General features: G+C 64.9%; 9 protein-coding genes. 5 read left to right on the top strand and 4 right to left on the bottom strand.

Annotated features, from left to right (window positions below):
• Nucleotides 1–4: 4 nt before the first annotated feature.
• Both AC0L23_RS12880 and AC0L23_RS12875 read right to left on the bottom strand, forming a co-directional pair.
• Nucleotides 5–1,405: an O-antigen ligase family protein gene (locus AC0L23_RS12880; protein ID WP_085361253.1), complete on the bottom strand. Its 1,401-nt coding sequence runs from the start codon at nucleotides 1,403–1,405 to the stop codon at nucleotides 5–7.
• Nucleotides 1,406–1,446: 41 nt separating this feature from the next.
• Complete coding sequence (locus AC0L23_RS12875; protein ID WP_085385442.1) at nucleotides 1,447–2,514, bottom strand: glycosyltransferase; 1,068 nt, start codon at nucleotides 2,512–2,514, stop codon at nucleotides 1,447–1,449.
• Between the two features lie 231 nt (nucleotides 2,515–2,745).
• On the opposite strand from AC0L23_RS12875, the gene AC0L23_RS12870 reads away from it, so the two are divergent.
• On the top strand, nucleotides 2,746–3,732 hold the full coding sequence (locus AC0L23_RS12870; protein ID WP_085361251.1) for a glycosyltransferase: 987 nt from the start codon (nucleotides 2,746–2,748) through the stop codon (nucleotides 3,730–3,732).
• 15 nt (nucleotides 3,733–3,747) lie between these two features.
• Here the strand turns inward: AC0L23_RS12870 and AC0L23_RS12865 are convergent, their stop codons facing one another.
• Complete coding sequence (locus AC0L23_RS12865; protein WP_085361250.1) at nucleotides 3,748–4,776, bottom strand: glycosyltransferase family 2 protein; 1,029 nt, start codon at nucleotides 4,774–4,776, stop codon at nucleotides 3,748–3,750.
• A 394-nt stretch (nucleotides 4,777–5,170) separates the two neighbouring features.
• Between AC0L23_RS12865 and AC0L23_RS12860 the strand changes: the two genes are divergently transcribed.
• The 4 genes from AC0L23_RS12860 to AC0L23_RS12845 all read left to right on the top strand — a co-directional run bounded on the left by AC0L23_RS12860 (nucleotide 5,171) and on the right by AC0L23_RS12845 (nucleotide 10,056).
• Nucleotides 5,171–5,971, top strand: coding sequence for a class I SAM-dependent methyltransferase (locus tag AC0L23_RS12860; RefSeq protein WP_473357005.1), 801 nt, complete (start codon nucleotides 5,171–5,173; stop codon nucleotides 5,969–5,971).
• A gap of 291 nt (nucleotides 5,972–6,262) precedes the next feature.
• A complete protein-coding gene (locus AC0L23_RS12855) occupies nucleotides 6,263–8,629 on the top strand; it encodes an exopolysaccharide transport family protein (protein WP_085385443.1) in 2,367 nt (788 codons plus the stop codon).
• A complete protein-coding gene (locus AC0L23_RS12850) occupies nucleotides 8,622–9,431 on the top strand; it encodes a WecB/TagA/CpsF family glycosyltransferase (RefSeq protein WP_085361247.1) in 810 nt (269 codons plus the stop codon). The genes AC0L23_RS12855 and AC0L23_RS12850 overlap by 8 nt, the downstream gene beginning before the upstream one ends.
• Nucleotides 9,432–9,714: 283 nt before the next feature.
• On the top strand, nucleotides 9,715–10,056 hold the full coding sequence (locus tag AC0L23_RS12845) for a hypothetical protein (protein WP_085361246.1): 342 nt from the start codon (nucleotides 9,715–9,717) through the stop codon (nucleotides 10,054–10,056).
• Here AC0L23_RS12845 and AC0L23_RS12840 read toward each other — a convergent pair.
• A complete protein-coding gene (locus AC0L23_RS12840) occupies nucleotides 10,030–14,145 on the bottom strand; it encodes a sensor domain-containing phosphodiesterase (RefSeq protein WP_085385444.1) in 4,116 nt (1,371 codons plus the stop codon). The genes AC0L23_RS12845 and AC0L23_RS12840 overlap by 27 nt on opposite strands.
• Nucleotides 14,146–14,174: the final 29 nt, after the last annotated feature.

The raw sequence follows: 14,174 nt of genomic DNA, 5'->3' as shown, positions 1-14,174 counted from the left end.
GAGCTCACAGCTTATCGTTAAGCCGATGCCATTGCGGCGGCACCGGCTGCGACAAGTCGTCCGGTTCCATTTCCGCGACGCATTGGAACCTGGCCAGGAAGTGCAGGCCGGCCACGGCAACAGTGAACATGAACCAGATCGGATTTTGCCGTTCGAGCAAGAAGGTCTCGGTGGCCCCGTAATACAGGCCGAACAGCCATACGGTCAGGAACAGCTTTGCCAACGCACCGCTGCGGTTGTGAGTTCGGGCCGTCTGGAAATTGCCGAGCGGCGCGAGCACGAAGACGAGGATCACCAGCAACAGCCCCGGCAGGCCGATGGTGACCGCGAGGTCGAGATAGCTGTTGTGGCTGTGCGCCGCGCTCGTCGCCCATTCGGCGCCCTGGGCGGTCTGCCGCGCGGTCACGTCGTCCCAGAACGCGGCGTAGCCGTGACCGATGATCGGCTTCTCCGCGACAGCTGCGAGCGCGAACTCCCAGATGGCGGAACGGCCGGTGAAGGTGGGATCGAGCGGAAGCAGCCGCGTCATCGCTCCGAGCGCCGGGCTCATGACGCTACCGACCGTCAGCAGGTTCATCACGATCAGCGGCACGAAGCAGATGATCCGCTTCAGCCAAAGGCCCGGCGTCACGCAGACCAGCGAGGCGAGCGCATAAATCGCAAGGCACAGTACCGACGACGTCTTGCCGCCGGTGAAGATCAGGAAGATTCCAGCCAGCGCGGCGATGGCCGGCCCCATCAAGAACGAACCAATGGCAGACAGGTAAATGCCGACATAAATCAGGATGGTCATCACCGGCGAAGCGATGTTCTTGTGACCAAAGCTGCCGCGCCAGTCGCCGGCCAACTGCGGCTCGGTGACGTCGAGTGCGGTGTGGATCGAGTATTGCGGCGCCACGAAGACGCCGAGATAGCAGAGCGCAAGCAGTACGAGGGCGGCGCCGCCGAGGCACAGGTTGAAGCTGCGCTGCGTCGGCGGCAGCAACGGCAACAGCACCGCGAGCGACATCACGCTGGCTGCGAGCACGAAGCGCTGCATCGAGACTCCGCGATTCTCGGAGAAGACGATGCTGATCAACAGCCAGCCGACCAGGCAGAGATGCAGCGGCGTCACCAGCGTCTTCAGCGCGGGCGCATCCGTTGCGGCGACCAACAGGACTGCGAGCGCGGCCAGCAGGCCCCAGGCGACATAAGTGAGCGCCATTCGTCCGCCGATGACGGTGGTGACATCCTCGCTGCGCAGGTCGGGAAACGGATCGAGCGTCACCAGCACGAGGAGCAGCGCTGCGACTGCGACGAGGCAGCGCGCCGCCCGCACGGCGTCGACCCCTGCAAGCCCATCGCGCAGGACGCCGCCGAACGATCGGGCCTCGACGTCGGTCATGTCAGTGGCGCTGCGATCCATGGCTCAAGGCTGGTGGTGAAGCCCGGGGGAAGCTCGAAGTCTTAGCCGATCCCTGTTAAGCATCCGTCAACCAGTCCAGCGGGGCGCTGCGGCACCGCTTGCTGCCGCACGATGCTCCGCGCGATCTCGTAATATTGAAGCGCGCGCTGTTCCAGCGTCAGGTTGTCCAGCACGAAACCGCGGGGATCGAACGTATCGGCGGCGCACCCGGCCCAGAAATCATCCCAGCCCGCCTCAAACCCGGCGATGTCGACGAACTTGGCGCCGCAACGATCGTCCCAGTACGGCACCGACGACACCGGCGCGAACTGGACCCGATGCGGATAGTAGTCGGGGTCTCGCCACGGCCCGCCTGGATCCCAGGCCAGCACCGGCACGCCGCAAGACAATGCCTGCTGATAGGCGATGCCCTGGCTCTCGTTCTGGCAGAGGAAGATCATCGCACGCGATTGCGCGAGCGCGGCCCGATAGTCTTCTTCCTTGTAGCTGCCGTAACGCAGCTCGGCGAACGAGCGGCCTTCCCTCGTGAGCCGGGCGCGGACGGGCTCGATCAGCTCCGCCGCGTAGCGATCGCGGTCCCAGTGCACCTTGTCGTAGATCAGGACGTCGACGCTCTTCTGCGACGTCGCCAGCGGTGCCCAGAGATCCGTGTCGATGCCGATCGGCCAGGCCTCCGTGTCGGGCCAATGCGGCCGATACATGTCGGCGTACCACGGGCCGGGCACCACGACCTTCTTCACCGGCAGGCGCTTGAACAGGTCGGGATCGTCGAGCGGATGATTGTGGGCGGCGACGCCAAGCAGGATCGGATTTTTCCAGGCGAACTTGTCGAGCAAGAAGGTGCGGCCGATGATGCAGGCGAGTTCGCCCGGATGCCGCGCGATGTAGCCATAGTCGTTGACGCGATAGCGGATACCGAGCCGATCGAGCCCCGCACAGAGATTGAGGAACACGCGCAGCTGCCCGCTCATGCGCGGCTCGCCAAGCAGCATGCGACGCGCCATGCGCCGCAGATGCCGGTCGCCGGGAAACCAGCGATCGTCCTTGTCCTCGTAGAACAGGTTGAGGACCATATCGTCGGGATCGTAGTCGAATGTCTTTGCGGGCACTGGTGTCCATCCGCGGCGGCCTGATGCGCATTCTCGCATGGGACCGGCTGTCGCACTCTTCCTAATTTGCCACAGGCTTAATGCCGGCGGCTTAACGCTAATTGACGAAACCAACGCTGCGGCAGCCTTCGTGGCGACGCTTTTTTCCCGATGCGAGTATCATCGAGGGTGGCCAGGGTTGCGACGCGCAGATGCGCCCTGGTTAACAGACCGTTAAAGGCGAGCCGTATCTTGATCACCGCGGAAGACATTCTCGAATTGCCTGCCACATCGCGCGTCGTTCCAGCGGCGCGCGTCCCGCTGCAGGTCGGCTCAACCACGTCGGTGTCCGTCGTCATTCCGGCCAAGAATGTTGCGGCTTATGTCGGCGAAACCCTCGCCAGCGCACTGGCACAAACCGAGGTCACCGAAGTGATCGTCGTGGACGACGGCTCGACCGACGACACCCCCGCCATCGTCCGCGCCATTCGTGACCCTCGACTGCGCCTGATGACCAACGGCGCCGCCGGCGTATCGGCAGCGCGCAATCTCGGCGCGCAGCATGCGAGCGGCCAATGGCTGCTCTTCCTCGATGCCGACGATCGCCTGCGGCCCGGCGCGGTCGCGGCGCTGCTGGCGGCTGCGCGTGGCGCGCCGCGAGCGGTTCTGGTCTACGGCGACTACAATACGATCGACAGCGAGGGACGGCAGATCGGCCGTCGGGATCTGCTCAAGGGCCGCCGCAAACCGTCCGGCGACGTGCTGGCGCGGCTCGCCGCCGGCAACTTCATCGTCAATGGCGGCATTGCGCTCGCACGTGCAGAGGCCTTCCGCGCCATCGGCGGGTTCGACGTCTCGCTCAGATATTGCGAGGACTGGCACTGTTGGTGCCGCCTTGCCGCGATCGGCGAATTCGAATTTGCGCCGAACCTTCTGCTCGACTACCGCCTTCACACGGCCAACACCATGAACGCGGCGGTGCGGACGCCACAGGATTTCTTTCCGGCGATCGCGCGGGTGTTCGACGACGGGCTGATCATGGCGCGATTGCCCGCGGGCATGGCGGCCGGGCTGCGCCAGGCCGCCGAGGTTCATCTCGTCACGTATTCGGCAATGCAAGCGGTCCGCTTCGGTAGATATCGCCAAGCCTTCGCCTATCTCGGGATAGTCGGACGCCGCTCGCTCAAATCGCTGCCGCGTTCTGCGGTCAGGGTCGCCCTCGCCTGCTTTGGTATTTAGCCCGCCGCCTCGGCGTCAGGACACGATCTTCGAGGCCTCATAGGGCTTCGGCTCGATGCCGAACGCGGCGAGCGCCGAGCCGAGCGCGACCATCACGGGATGCATCGCGACGACGGCTTTCGACGATTTCAGCAGAGCGGCCGCGCGCAACAGCGACAGCGGCAACCTCCCGAGCATCTGCGCAAACACCCACACTCGCGCCGCGGCGCCCTGCGCGGCCTTGGACTGCACACGATAATTGATCGCGCCGATGCGCAGGCCTCGCTTCACGATCCAGCCGAAACTGGTGCGGCTTTGCGGCACGGTCTCGGTGATGACTGCTTCCGCCGTCCAGTGGAAGGTCATGCCGGCATCGCGGCAGCGCACGAAGAAATCGCAGTCGCCGCCCCCGAGGAAGTTGAAGCGGGGGTCGAAGGCGGGACGGGCGAAGCTCTCGAACGCCGCACGCGTGATCAGGCAATTGCCGCAGCCGTAGATCAGGGGCACAGCGCCGCTGTAATCATAGGCGGGACAGAAAACGGGGTGGCGGGAAAGCCAAAGCATGCTGTGGTCATCGAAGACCGGCAGCACCGGCCCGCCGACCACATCGGCGCCGGTCGCCTCCGCGGAGCGGACCATCAACTCGAGCCAATCCGGCGAGGCGATCTCGTCGTCGTCGATCATCAGGAACCGGGTCGCGGCGGGAAACAGCGCCAGCGCCGTCTCGAACGCAGCGTTGATCGCCTGGACGTTGCCTTGCCGTTTCTCGACCAGGCAGACACCCTGGAGCCTGCCATCGGCGAGATATTCCTCGGCCACCGGCGCGCTTTCGCGCCGGACCGCATCGTTCTCGACCATGACGACGGCGAAGGAGCGCGGGGTGCGCTGGCCGGCGAGCGAGTCCAGCGTCAGCCGCAGATGCTGCGGACGGCGGAAGCAGGGGATGCAGACGACGATACCAACCGACAGGTCGATAATCCGGGAGCTGGCCGCGATCTCCCGGTTGGGATCGCGCTCGGCATCCGAGATGCGCGTGGCGGACAGGTCTGTCGGGATCAATGTCATGACGTTCTAGATGTCCGAGATAGATTGAAAAAGCCCTGCTTCGATCCCGGGGATCAGCGCCGTCCCGCGACGGCACATCGCCGCGGGACAGGTACGTCCCAAAATGAACGGCCGGCTAGAGCCTCGCGACGGCGCCAGGCCGCCGATTTTCCGCCATGCATGCACTTAACTGCTTTCGGGTGTTTCTGCTGCGAAACCTTGCGCGCGTGATACTGCAATTCGCGGTCCACCGTGCCGACGGCGGCTGGTGCGGACGATACCGTAGTTAACGCACATGCTCATTAACCCGATCGTAAGCACCGCGGCGGGTGAAGCGTCGCGGCATCGGATTTGCTCTACGGGCACACGAGATTTTTCCTGTAAATTTAAGTCGAACAAGCGCGGTCAGAAAAATATGAACAAGCCAGCCACGATCGATTTCGCGACAGCCACGGCGATCCCAAATCCCGCGGCCATCGGACACACTCAAGCGCTGCACGATCTCGTCCCCGGTGAAGCCCGCGACAGCCTGCTCGCCGTCCACGACCTACTGCGCCGCGAACTGCCGCAGGGCCAGCTCGCTATCTATGAAGCCGGAGGGGGCTCGTGCAGTGTCCTGCCACCGGAATTGCTGAGCCGCAGCAAGGTCACCGTCGTCGACATCGACGAGGACCAGGTTCGCAACAACAGCTACGCGGACGAAGCGATCTTCGGCGACGTCCAGACCTACCGCTTCGGGCGCGAGACCTTCGATCTGGTGATCTGCTACAACGTGATCGAACATCTTCCCAACGTCGACGCCGCACTCCTGAATTTCCGCGATGCGCTCAAGCGCGGCGGGATGATCCTGATCGGCGCGCCCAATCCGCGCTCGTTGTCCGGGGTCGTCACCAAATACTCGCCGCACTGGTTCCACGTCTGGTTCTACCGGCACATTCGAGGCATCAAGGATGCCGGCCTGCCGGGCGAGCCGCCGTTCCCGACCTTCTTCCATCCCCTGGTGTCGCTGCCGAGGCTCGAAGCGTTCGCCGCCGCCAATGGCCTCGAGATGATCTACCGCTGTGAGGTCGAGAGCCCGCGCTATCCCGAGATGCGCCGGCGCAAGCCGCTGTTCGCAGCCCTGGTCGACGCCGGCGCCGCCGTTCTCAACGCCGTGCTCCCGCGCGGGACCGACGTCCGCCGCGGCGATTATCACGTCATCCTGCGGAAAAGCTGACGGCCATGGTGCGCGCGCGGCCGATCGCAAGACCAGCGAAGCCTCGCGGCCACGCCGCACGGGGTAACGAACCGTTAATCTCTGAAGGACCGCGCCATCGCACGCGTCACGACGACGCGTCGAAGAGAGGCACGCGCTTAAACGCTTTGTTTGCCATTTCGGTGAATAGTCCCTCAATGAGTATGGTTAATTTTCCCTGTTGCGTTGAGTGGGCACCTATATCTGAGGTGCGTGGCGTAGAGCGAAGAGTACCCCCTCAGCTCGCGGCACTTGGAATGAAAGCTGGGGATCATGCTTGACTATAACCAGCCGATAGATCGGGCCAGACCGGAGGCCCCGCAGCACCGGCCTCAGGCCGGCTTCAACGTGCTGGAGCTGGTCAATCTGCTCTGGCGGCGGAAGATCGCGATTGCCGTTGCCGCGCTGCTCGGTGCGACGCTTGCCGTCACCGTGGGCAAGAGCCTGACGCCCCGCTACACCGCCACCGCCCAGCTCTATGTCGACCCGCGCGAGCTTCAGCTCGTCGACCGCGAGCTAACGCCCCGCGCGCAGGACGTCTCCGGCATGTCGATGGTGGTCGAGAGCCAGGCGCGCCTGATCACCTCCAACAGCGTGCTGCTCCAGGTGATCCAGCAGGCTGATCTGGACAAGGATCCCGAATTCGGCGGCGGCGCCGACGGCAAAGGCGTGATGTCGTCGCTGCTCGGCCTGATCGGCCTTCAGCCCCACGCGCCCTCCGCCGCGGAGAAAAAGGAAGTGCAGCTCGCCGCCCTCGAGGCGCTGAACCGGCACATCACGATCCGCAAGACCGAGAAGAGCTTCATCGTCGACATCGAAGTCTGGTCGACCGATCCGGCGAAAGCGGCAATGCTCGCCAACACGCTGACCAGCGCCTACCTCGCGGAGTCCCGCAACTCGCAGGCGTCAGCCGCGCGGCGCGCCACCAACGATCTCTCCGGCCGCCTGAAGGAACTGCGCGAGCGGCTGCGCAACGCCGAGACCGTGCTCGCGACCTACAAGGCCCAGAACAATTTCGTCGGCACCCAGGACGCGCTGATCAGCGACCAGCAGCTTTCCGCCAGCAACCAGCGGCTTTCCGCCGCCCGCGCCGCGACGATGGACGCGCAGGCGCGCCTCGACCAGATCGAGGCGAGCCGGCGCACGACGGCAGATGCAGGCGCGAACTCCGAGGCGCTGCAATCGCCAACCATCGCCAACCTGCGCGCGCAATATGCCGACGCGCGCAAGAAATATGCGGAGCAGGCCGGCGAGCTCGGCCCGCGTCATCCAGCGCTGCGCCAGACCGAAAAGCAGGTCGAGGATCTCAAGCGCACCATCAACGAAGAGATCGACCGCTTCGCCCAGTCCGCCAAGAACGATTTGACGCGCGCCCGCGACTTTGAAGCCTCGCTCAGCCGGGCGCTGGAGGCACAGAAGCGGCAGAGCGTCCAGCTCAGCCAGGCCGCCGTGCGCTTGCGCGAGCTCGAGCGCGAAGCCGATGCCAGCCGTGACGTCTATCAATCCTTCCTCAAGCGCTCGCGCGAGACCGAGGAGCAGGAGACGCTGAACACCTCGGCGGCCCGAATCATCGGCGAAGCGACGGTGCCGCAGCGGCGCTCGTTCCCGCCGGCGATGAGCTTGTTCGCCATGATCGGCTTCATCTTCGGCGCAATCGCTGCATCGAGCTGGTTCGTCGCGGCCGAGCTGCTGTTCGCCGGTGCGTTCGCGCCGGCACCGGCGCCGGCCCGGTCCAATCGCATTCCGTTGCCGCGAGCTCCGGAGCCTTCGCGGGCGCCGGAGACTGCCCGGTCCCAGCCGGTCTCGCGAGCCCCGGAAGTCGCGGAGGCACTGCCGGAACTCGCCGCCCCGCCGCTGCAACCTTCGATGGTCGAGAAGCCCCTGATCGAAAAGCCGCTGATCGCGCGCCTCCAGGAGGCCGACGTCATCCACACGCTCGGTGCCATTCTCGCCACCGGCGGCGGCATCGACCTCACCCGGCTCGGCTGGCCAACGCTGCGCCCCGGCTTTCCACTGACGACGCTGCTCAACGCCTGGCGCGACATGCGCGCTACGGCGGCCCGGCGCGCCGGCGGAAAGACAATGCCGGTCATCGCGCTCGTCGGTGCCGGTGAGACCACCGGGCGCAGCGTGACCGCGCTGAATTTCGCGCTCGCGGCCGCGCGCGACGGCGCCCGGGTCCTGATGATCGATGCCGACCATCAGGCGCACCCGCTCTCGAACAAGGTCAGCCGTCCCGTCAAGAGCGAGCCGAGCAAGGTCGGATGGCTTTCGATCGGCAGCAAGGCCGCGCGCGAGATCAAGACACTCAACGGCATCTCGATATTGCCGGCCGCCGAACGCGACGCCGGCAAGGCCACTGACGCCATCCGCAAGGCCATCGAGCAGGCGCGCTCCGCCGGCGGCTATGACCTTGTGATCCTTGACGGCCCCGCGGCGCCACTCACGGCCGGCAGCCGTAAGCTGCTCGATGATGCCGACGCGCTGGTGGCGGTGCTGCCGACCAGCCTCGACATCAACGACGGCCTGGAGGAGATCTTGAGCACACTCGGCCGCGCGGAGCGCAAGCTCGTCGGCGTCGTGCTCGACGAACTCACCCCTATGGCCCAAGCTCGCCAACGAGGCAGACAATATGCTTGAGCGCCGCATCAATCTCGATGGCCGGGCCGCAACCGCCGACGTGCCGCGGATCACCATCGGCGGCCTTCGCATGGCCGCACTCGATCTGGAAGCGACCGCAAATTTCATGATCGAGGCGACCGATCCGCGCCATCGCATCGGCCGTCCGCTGCACCTGACCTCGGCCAATGGCGAGGTGCTGGCGCGGTGCTCGACCGAACCCGAGACCGAGCGCCTGTTCCGCAGCGCTGACCTGATCAACGCCGATGGCCAGCCGCTGGTGGCGGCGTCCAGGCTACAATCCTGGTTTCCGTTGCCCGAGCGGGTCGCCACGACGGACCTGTTTCACGTCGTCGCGCGCAAGGCTGAAGCGGTCGGCCGCACCTTCTACATGTTCGGCGCCAGCGAGGACGAGAACGCCCTTGCGGTCGAGAACGTCCGAAAGATGTATCCAAACCTCAAGATCGTTGGCTACAGCCACGGTTATCTCCGTGGCGACGCGCTGCGCGCGAAGGTCGACGAGATCAACGCGCTAGCGCCGGATTATCTCTGGGTTGCGCTGGGCGTGCCAAACGAGCAGGCGTTCGTCGAGGAATTCACCCCGCATCTCACCAATGTCGGCGTCATCAAGACATCCGGCGGCCTGTTCAACTTCTTGTCGGGAAGCCGCGCCCGCGCGCCGCGATGGATGCAGAAGATCGGGCTGGAATGGGCCTGGCGCACCTTGCTCGAGCCCCGCCGCCTGTTCTGGCGCTATTTAACCACCAACCCACGCGCAATCTATCTGCTGTTCAGCCGCAATCGGCCCTTTAATAATCGCTGAGTAGACGACGACATGATCGCCGCCGGTTGCCAGCCCCGCCTGCGCTATTTCAACGCCAGCGGCGCCGGTATTGCGCCTTGCGGGCCGGGCTCATAAGCCGCTAAAGAGACTGTCACAGTCGGTGTCGGCAACTTTCCCGGCCGCCGCGTGTTTTGTATGGCCGCCGACACAAGCGGCACAGTCGGCTCAGCCAATAGTGCGAGCCAGCTTTTCACAGCGAAGGCCACGATCGAGTCCGCGCATCGGCCTGCTTTCAGGCGCGACCCAAGGGAGCACGGAACGAATGCATCAGGCCGCAAGCCTGCAATTCGAGCGCATGATGGGCGAGCTCGTCCTCTGGCATGCCGTGCCGGAGCACGAACGATCGCCGGCGCCGGCCTGGTGGTGGGGTCCGGCGATGGCCGTGCTCGACACGCACGAGCCGATGCCACACGCGTGGTGTTCTGAACTCGGTCTGAGCCACGACTCGAGCTTTGCCGAAGGCGCGCACGCCCTGCTCGCCCTGTTCGCCAAGCAAACCTCGCCGACCTGGCCGGATGATTTTCCGCGCAAGGCGGAAATCAAGGAAGACGACGCCCGCGAGCTGCACCCGCAGCCGTCAGACGACAGCGCTTTTCAACCGTAGCGCCGCGGCCGCGGTGGCGGCATGGTCCGGCTCCGGCTGGAGCGGCGGCGCGTAGGGCAGCTCCATGGGCTGCAGCAGCTCGGCCATCTGCCGCGCCGGCAGCGGCTTGGAGATCAGGAAGCCCTGCATCTCGTCGCAGCCATGGGCGCGCAGGAATGCCTCCTGTTCGGCATTCTCGACGCCTTCCGCCACCACGGTCATGCCGAGCGCCTTGCCCATGCTGATGATCGCCTGCGCGATCGCCTGGTCTTCCAGATCCTGTGGCAAATCGCGCACGAAGGAGCGGTCGATCTTGATGGTGTCGATCGGAAAATGCTTCATCAGCGACATCGACGAATAGCCGGTGCCGAAGTCGTCGATGGCAAGGCGGATGCCGCGGCTCTGGATCGCGTCGAGCACCTTGAGCGCACGCCCGACGTTGCGCATCATCATGCTCTCAGTGACCTCCAACTGGAGCAGCACGGGCGACATGCCGCTGGCGGCCAGCGCCTCGTCGACGTCCTGCAACAGATGCTCGTCGACAAACTGCCGCGGTGACAGGTTGACCGCCATCGACACCGGCAACAGGCCGCGGCGCTGCCAGGCCATGGCCTGCGCGCAGGCCTCCTTTACCACCCAGCGGCCGATCGGCACGATCAATCCGGTCTCCTCCGCGAGCGGAATGAACTGCGCCGGCGAGATGCTGCCCAGATCGGGGTGCGTCCAGCGCAGCAGGGCTTCCACGCCCGTGATCTGGCCGGTCTCCATGTCCAGCTTGGGCTGGTAGTTCAAAGTGAACTGATTCCGCTCCAGCGCCCGGCGCAGCGCACTCTCCAACGACAGCCGCTCGATCGACTGCGTCTTCACTTCCTTGGAGAAGAAGCGATAGCCGTTCTTGCCGTCTTCCTTGGCGAGATACATCGCCATGTCGGCGTTCTTGGTCAGCGTCTGCACGTCGGAGCCGTTGGTCGGATACATCGCGATACCGATCGAGGCCGTGGTGTGGCACTCGTGCCCCGCTAGCTCCATGGGCTCCGCAAGCGCCGTCAACAGCCCGGTCGCGATGCGCTGGACGTCATCGATCTCGCCGCATTGATCGAGGATCACCACGAACTCGTCGCCGCCGAGCCGCGCCACGACGTCGGTTGCGCGCAGCGCACCACGCAGCCGGTTGGCCACTTCGAGCAGGAGCAGATCGCCGGCCTCGTGGCCCAGCGAATCATTGATGACCTTGAAACGATCGAGGTCGATGAACAGCACCGCAAAGCGCTGATCGTGGCGCTGCGCCTCGTCGATCGCCTCATGCAGCAACCCGTTGAAGGTCTCGCGGTTCGGCAGGTCGGTCAGGCTGTCGTGCGAAGCGAGGTATTCGATTCGCTCGTCGGCCTGGTTTTTCTCGTCGGCCCGGTCGAAATTCTCCATCGCGAAGGAGACGTTGTCGGCGAGGCGCTGCAACAGCTCGACGAACTCGGCCGTGAAGGTGCCGGGCTCGGTCGACATGTAGATCATGACGCCGACGGCCCGATCGTGTGCGACGAGGGGAAAAGCCGCGCCCGACCGCGCGCCGTCGTTGCGGACAATGGAATGAAAGGCGCGAACGCGATCGTCATTGAGATAGTCGTTGCTGATGCAGGGCTGGCGGGTGCGGAACGCCGTGCCGCTCATTCCGCGCCCCTCGGGGCGCTCGGGGTCGATTGATAGGCGGACATTGCGCGTGGTGTCAGACGACGGTCCGGCGCTCGACACGATCTCCAGCTGATCGCTATCGACCCTCGCCAGCGCAATGGTGGTCGAGGTGAACTTGGCGCCGTTCGATGCGGCGAGACAGACGAGGTCGAACAGTTCGGCGCGCGACTTCGCCCGCATGATCGCCTCGTTGGTCGCGCTCAGCGCCGCGAACATGCGAGCCAAACGCTCCGTCCGCGCCTCGTTGCGGGCCTTTTCCTCGGCGCGATCGAAATTATCGAGTGCAAATGACACGTTCTCGGCGAGGCGCCCGAGCAACTCGACCATATCGGGTGTGAACGTATTCTCTTCCGGCGCGAGGAAAAGCAGAATGCCGATCGGCTCCTGGCCGGCGCGCAGCAGCGGGAAGCTGGCAGCCGCTCGCGTTCCATCTTCGATCGCCTTAGAGTGCCAATGCGCCGCTCGGAGGTCGTGGAGATAGTCGTTGATGACGCTGGGCCCGCGGGTCCGCAGCGACATCCCTATGATTCCGCGACCCTCAGGATGGTCGGCGGAAACAAAGCAGGTGCGTCCCACCATCCGCTCCTGGAGGCGCCCCTTCACGGCAACCACGCGAACGAGTTCACGCTGGTCGTCCATAATGCCGATTGTCGCCGAGGCGAATACGCCGCCGAGCACGGCTGCCTGGCACGCCCCTTCGAACAGCTCCTCGCGCGTCTTGGCGCGCATGATTGCCTCGTTCGTCGCGCTCAGCGCCTCGAACATGCCGCTCAACCTGTCACGCTGCCTGTCGGCCTTCGCCTTCTCGTCGGCACGGTCGAAGTTCTCCAACGCGAAGGCGACATTGGCCTGGAGCTTGCGCAATAGCTCGACGAATTCGTCCGTGAAAGTGCCGCACTCGGGCGAATTGAACAGGAATACGCCTTCGACGCTGTCGCCGTTGAATAGCGGCATCGCGGTTGAGGACCTAATGCCATTGCGACGCGCGCTGGCGTGCCAAGGCTTGAGGCGGGCGTCTGCCAGGACGTCGTTGCTGATACAGGGCCGCCGCGTCCGGAACGCGGTGCCGGTCAGCCCTCGTCCTTCCGGCTCCTTGTCGCTGACCGACAGCCTGAAGGATCGCACTTCCTCGGCGTTCGGTCCGAAGGACGCAACAACACGAAGCAGTCCCGCATCGCGGTCAAGCAATGCAATGGAGGTCGAGGCGAACTTGGCGCCGTGCACCGTGGCTTCGCAAACCAGATCCAACAGTTCGCTGCGCGACCTTGCCCGCAGAATGGCTTCGTTCGTCGCGCTTAGCGCTGCGTACATACGCGCCAGCCGATCCTCCTCCAAGGCGATCTGGGCCTTCTCCTTGTCGCGGTCGAAGTTCTCGAGCGCAAAGCACACGTTTTCGGTCATGCGCAGCAACAATGCGACGATGCCTTCGTCTTTCGCCCAGGCTTTGCTCACGAAGAAAAACAGCACGCCGATGCTGGTGCCACGCTTGATCAAGGGAGCAGCCACGCAGGCGACGGCGCCGGCATTGACGTTGGCCTGCTCCCAGGTGGTCCCCTTGGTGCGATTGACGAGGTCGTCCTCGACGATCGCTTGCTGGGTCCGGAACACCTCGCCGGAGATGCCCTTGCCGTAGGGACTCTCCGGATCAATCGAGTAGCGCGACTGTCTGATCAGATCCAGATTATGTCCGGTCGCTGCCACCGGCGTCAGCCATTCGGAATCCGGCTCGTGCAGCAGAACGAAAGTGGCAAGCGATTTGCCGCTATAAACAGCGGCGTCGCAGACCCGCTGGTACAAGTCCAGCTCAGTGCTGGCTTGCAGAATTGCTTCGTTCGTCGCACTGAGCGCGCCGAACATGCGGTTGAGCCGCCGCACTGCCCGCTCGCCATCCAGGCGGGCTCCCTCGGTCGCGAAGCTCTCCAGCGCGTGAGAGATATTGGCCGACATCCGCTCGAACAACGAGACCATCGCCTCGTCGAGCGAGCCGGCGCCCGACCGCGTAACATACAACACCCCAATACTGCGTCCCATGCAGACCAGGGGTAGCGCCGCGGCCGCGCCGACACTCGCCGCCACCGCGCCGTTGCGCCATGCCAGCGAACGCGGATCGTTCAGGAAATCGTTGCTGATGCAGAGCTTCTGGCTGCGGAACGCCTCGCCGCCCACGCCCAAGCCTTCCGGCGTGCCAGCCTGCGTGGTGATCTCGATCGCGCTCAGCCGCGCCACGTCATCGCCGCGACCAGCGGCAAAGCGAAGCTTATGGCCATCCGGCTCCACAAGGAACACGGCCACGGCCATGAAGTCTCCACTCGCAAACCCGGCGTCGCAGACCTTCTGGTACAGCTCATCCGGCGATTTCGCGTAGAGGATCGCTTCGTTGATGGCGCTCAACGCCGCAAAGGTGCGCGCGAGTGTCGTCGGCACGATCTCAGCTCCCGGGCATTTCTGCCTTT

It is taken from the genome of Bradyrhizobium sp. MI1.4, assembly GCF_055811315.1.
Note: the sequence above shows the minus strand (reverse complement) of the source record. Positions and strands in the feature narration are given on the sequence as shown.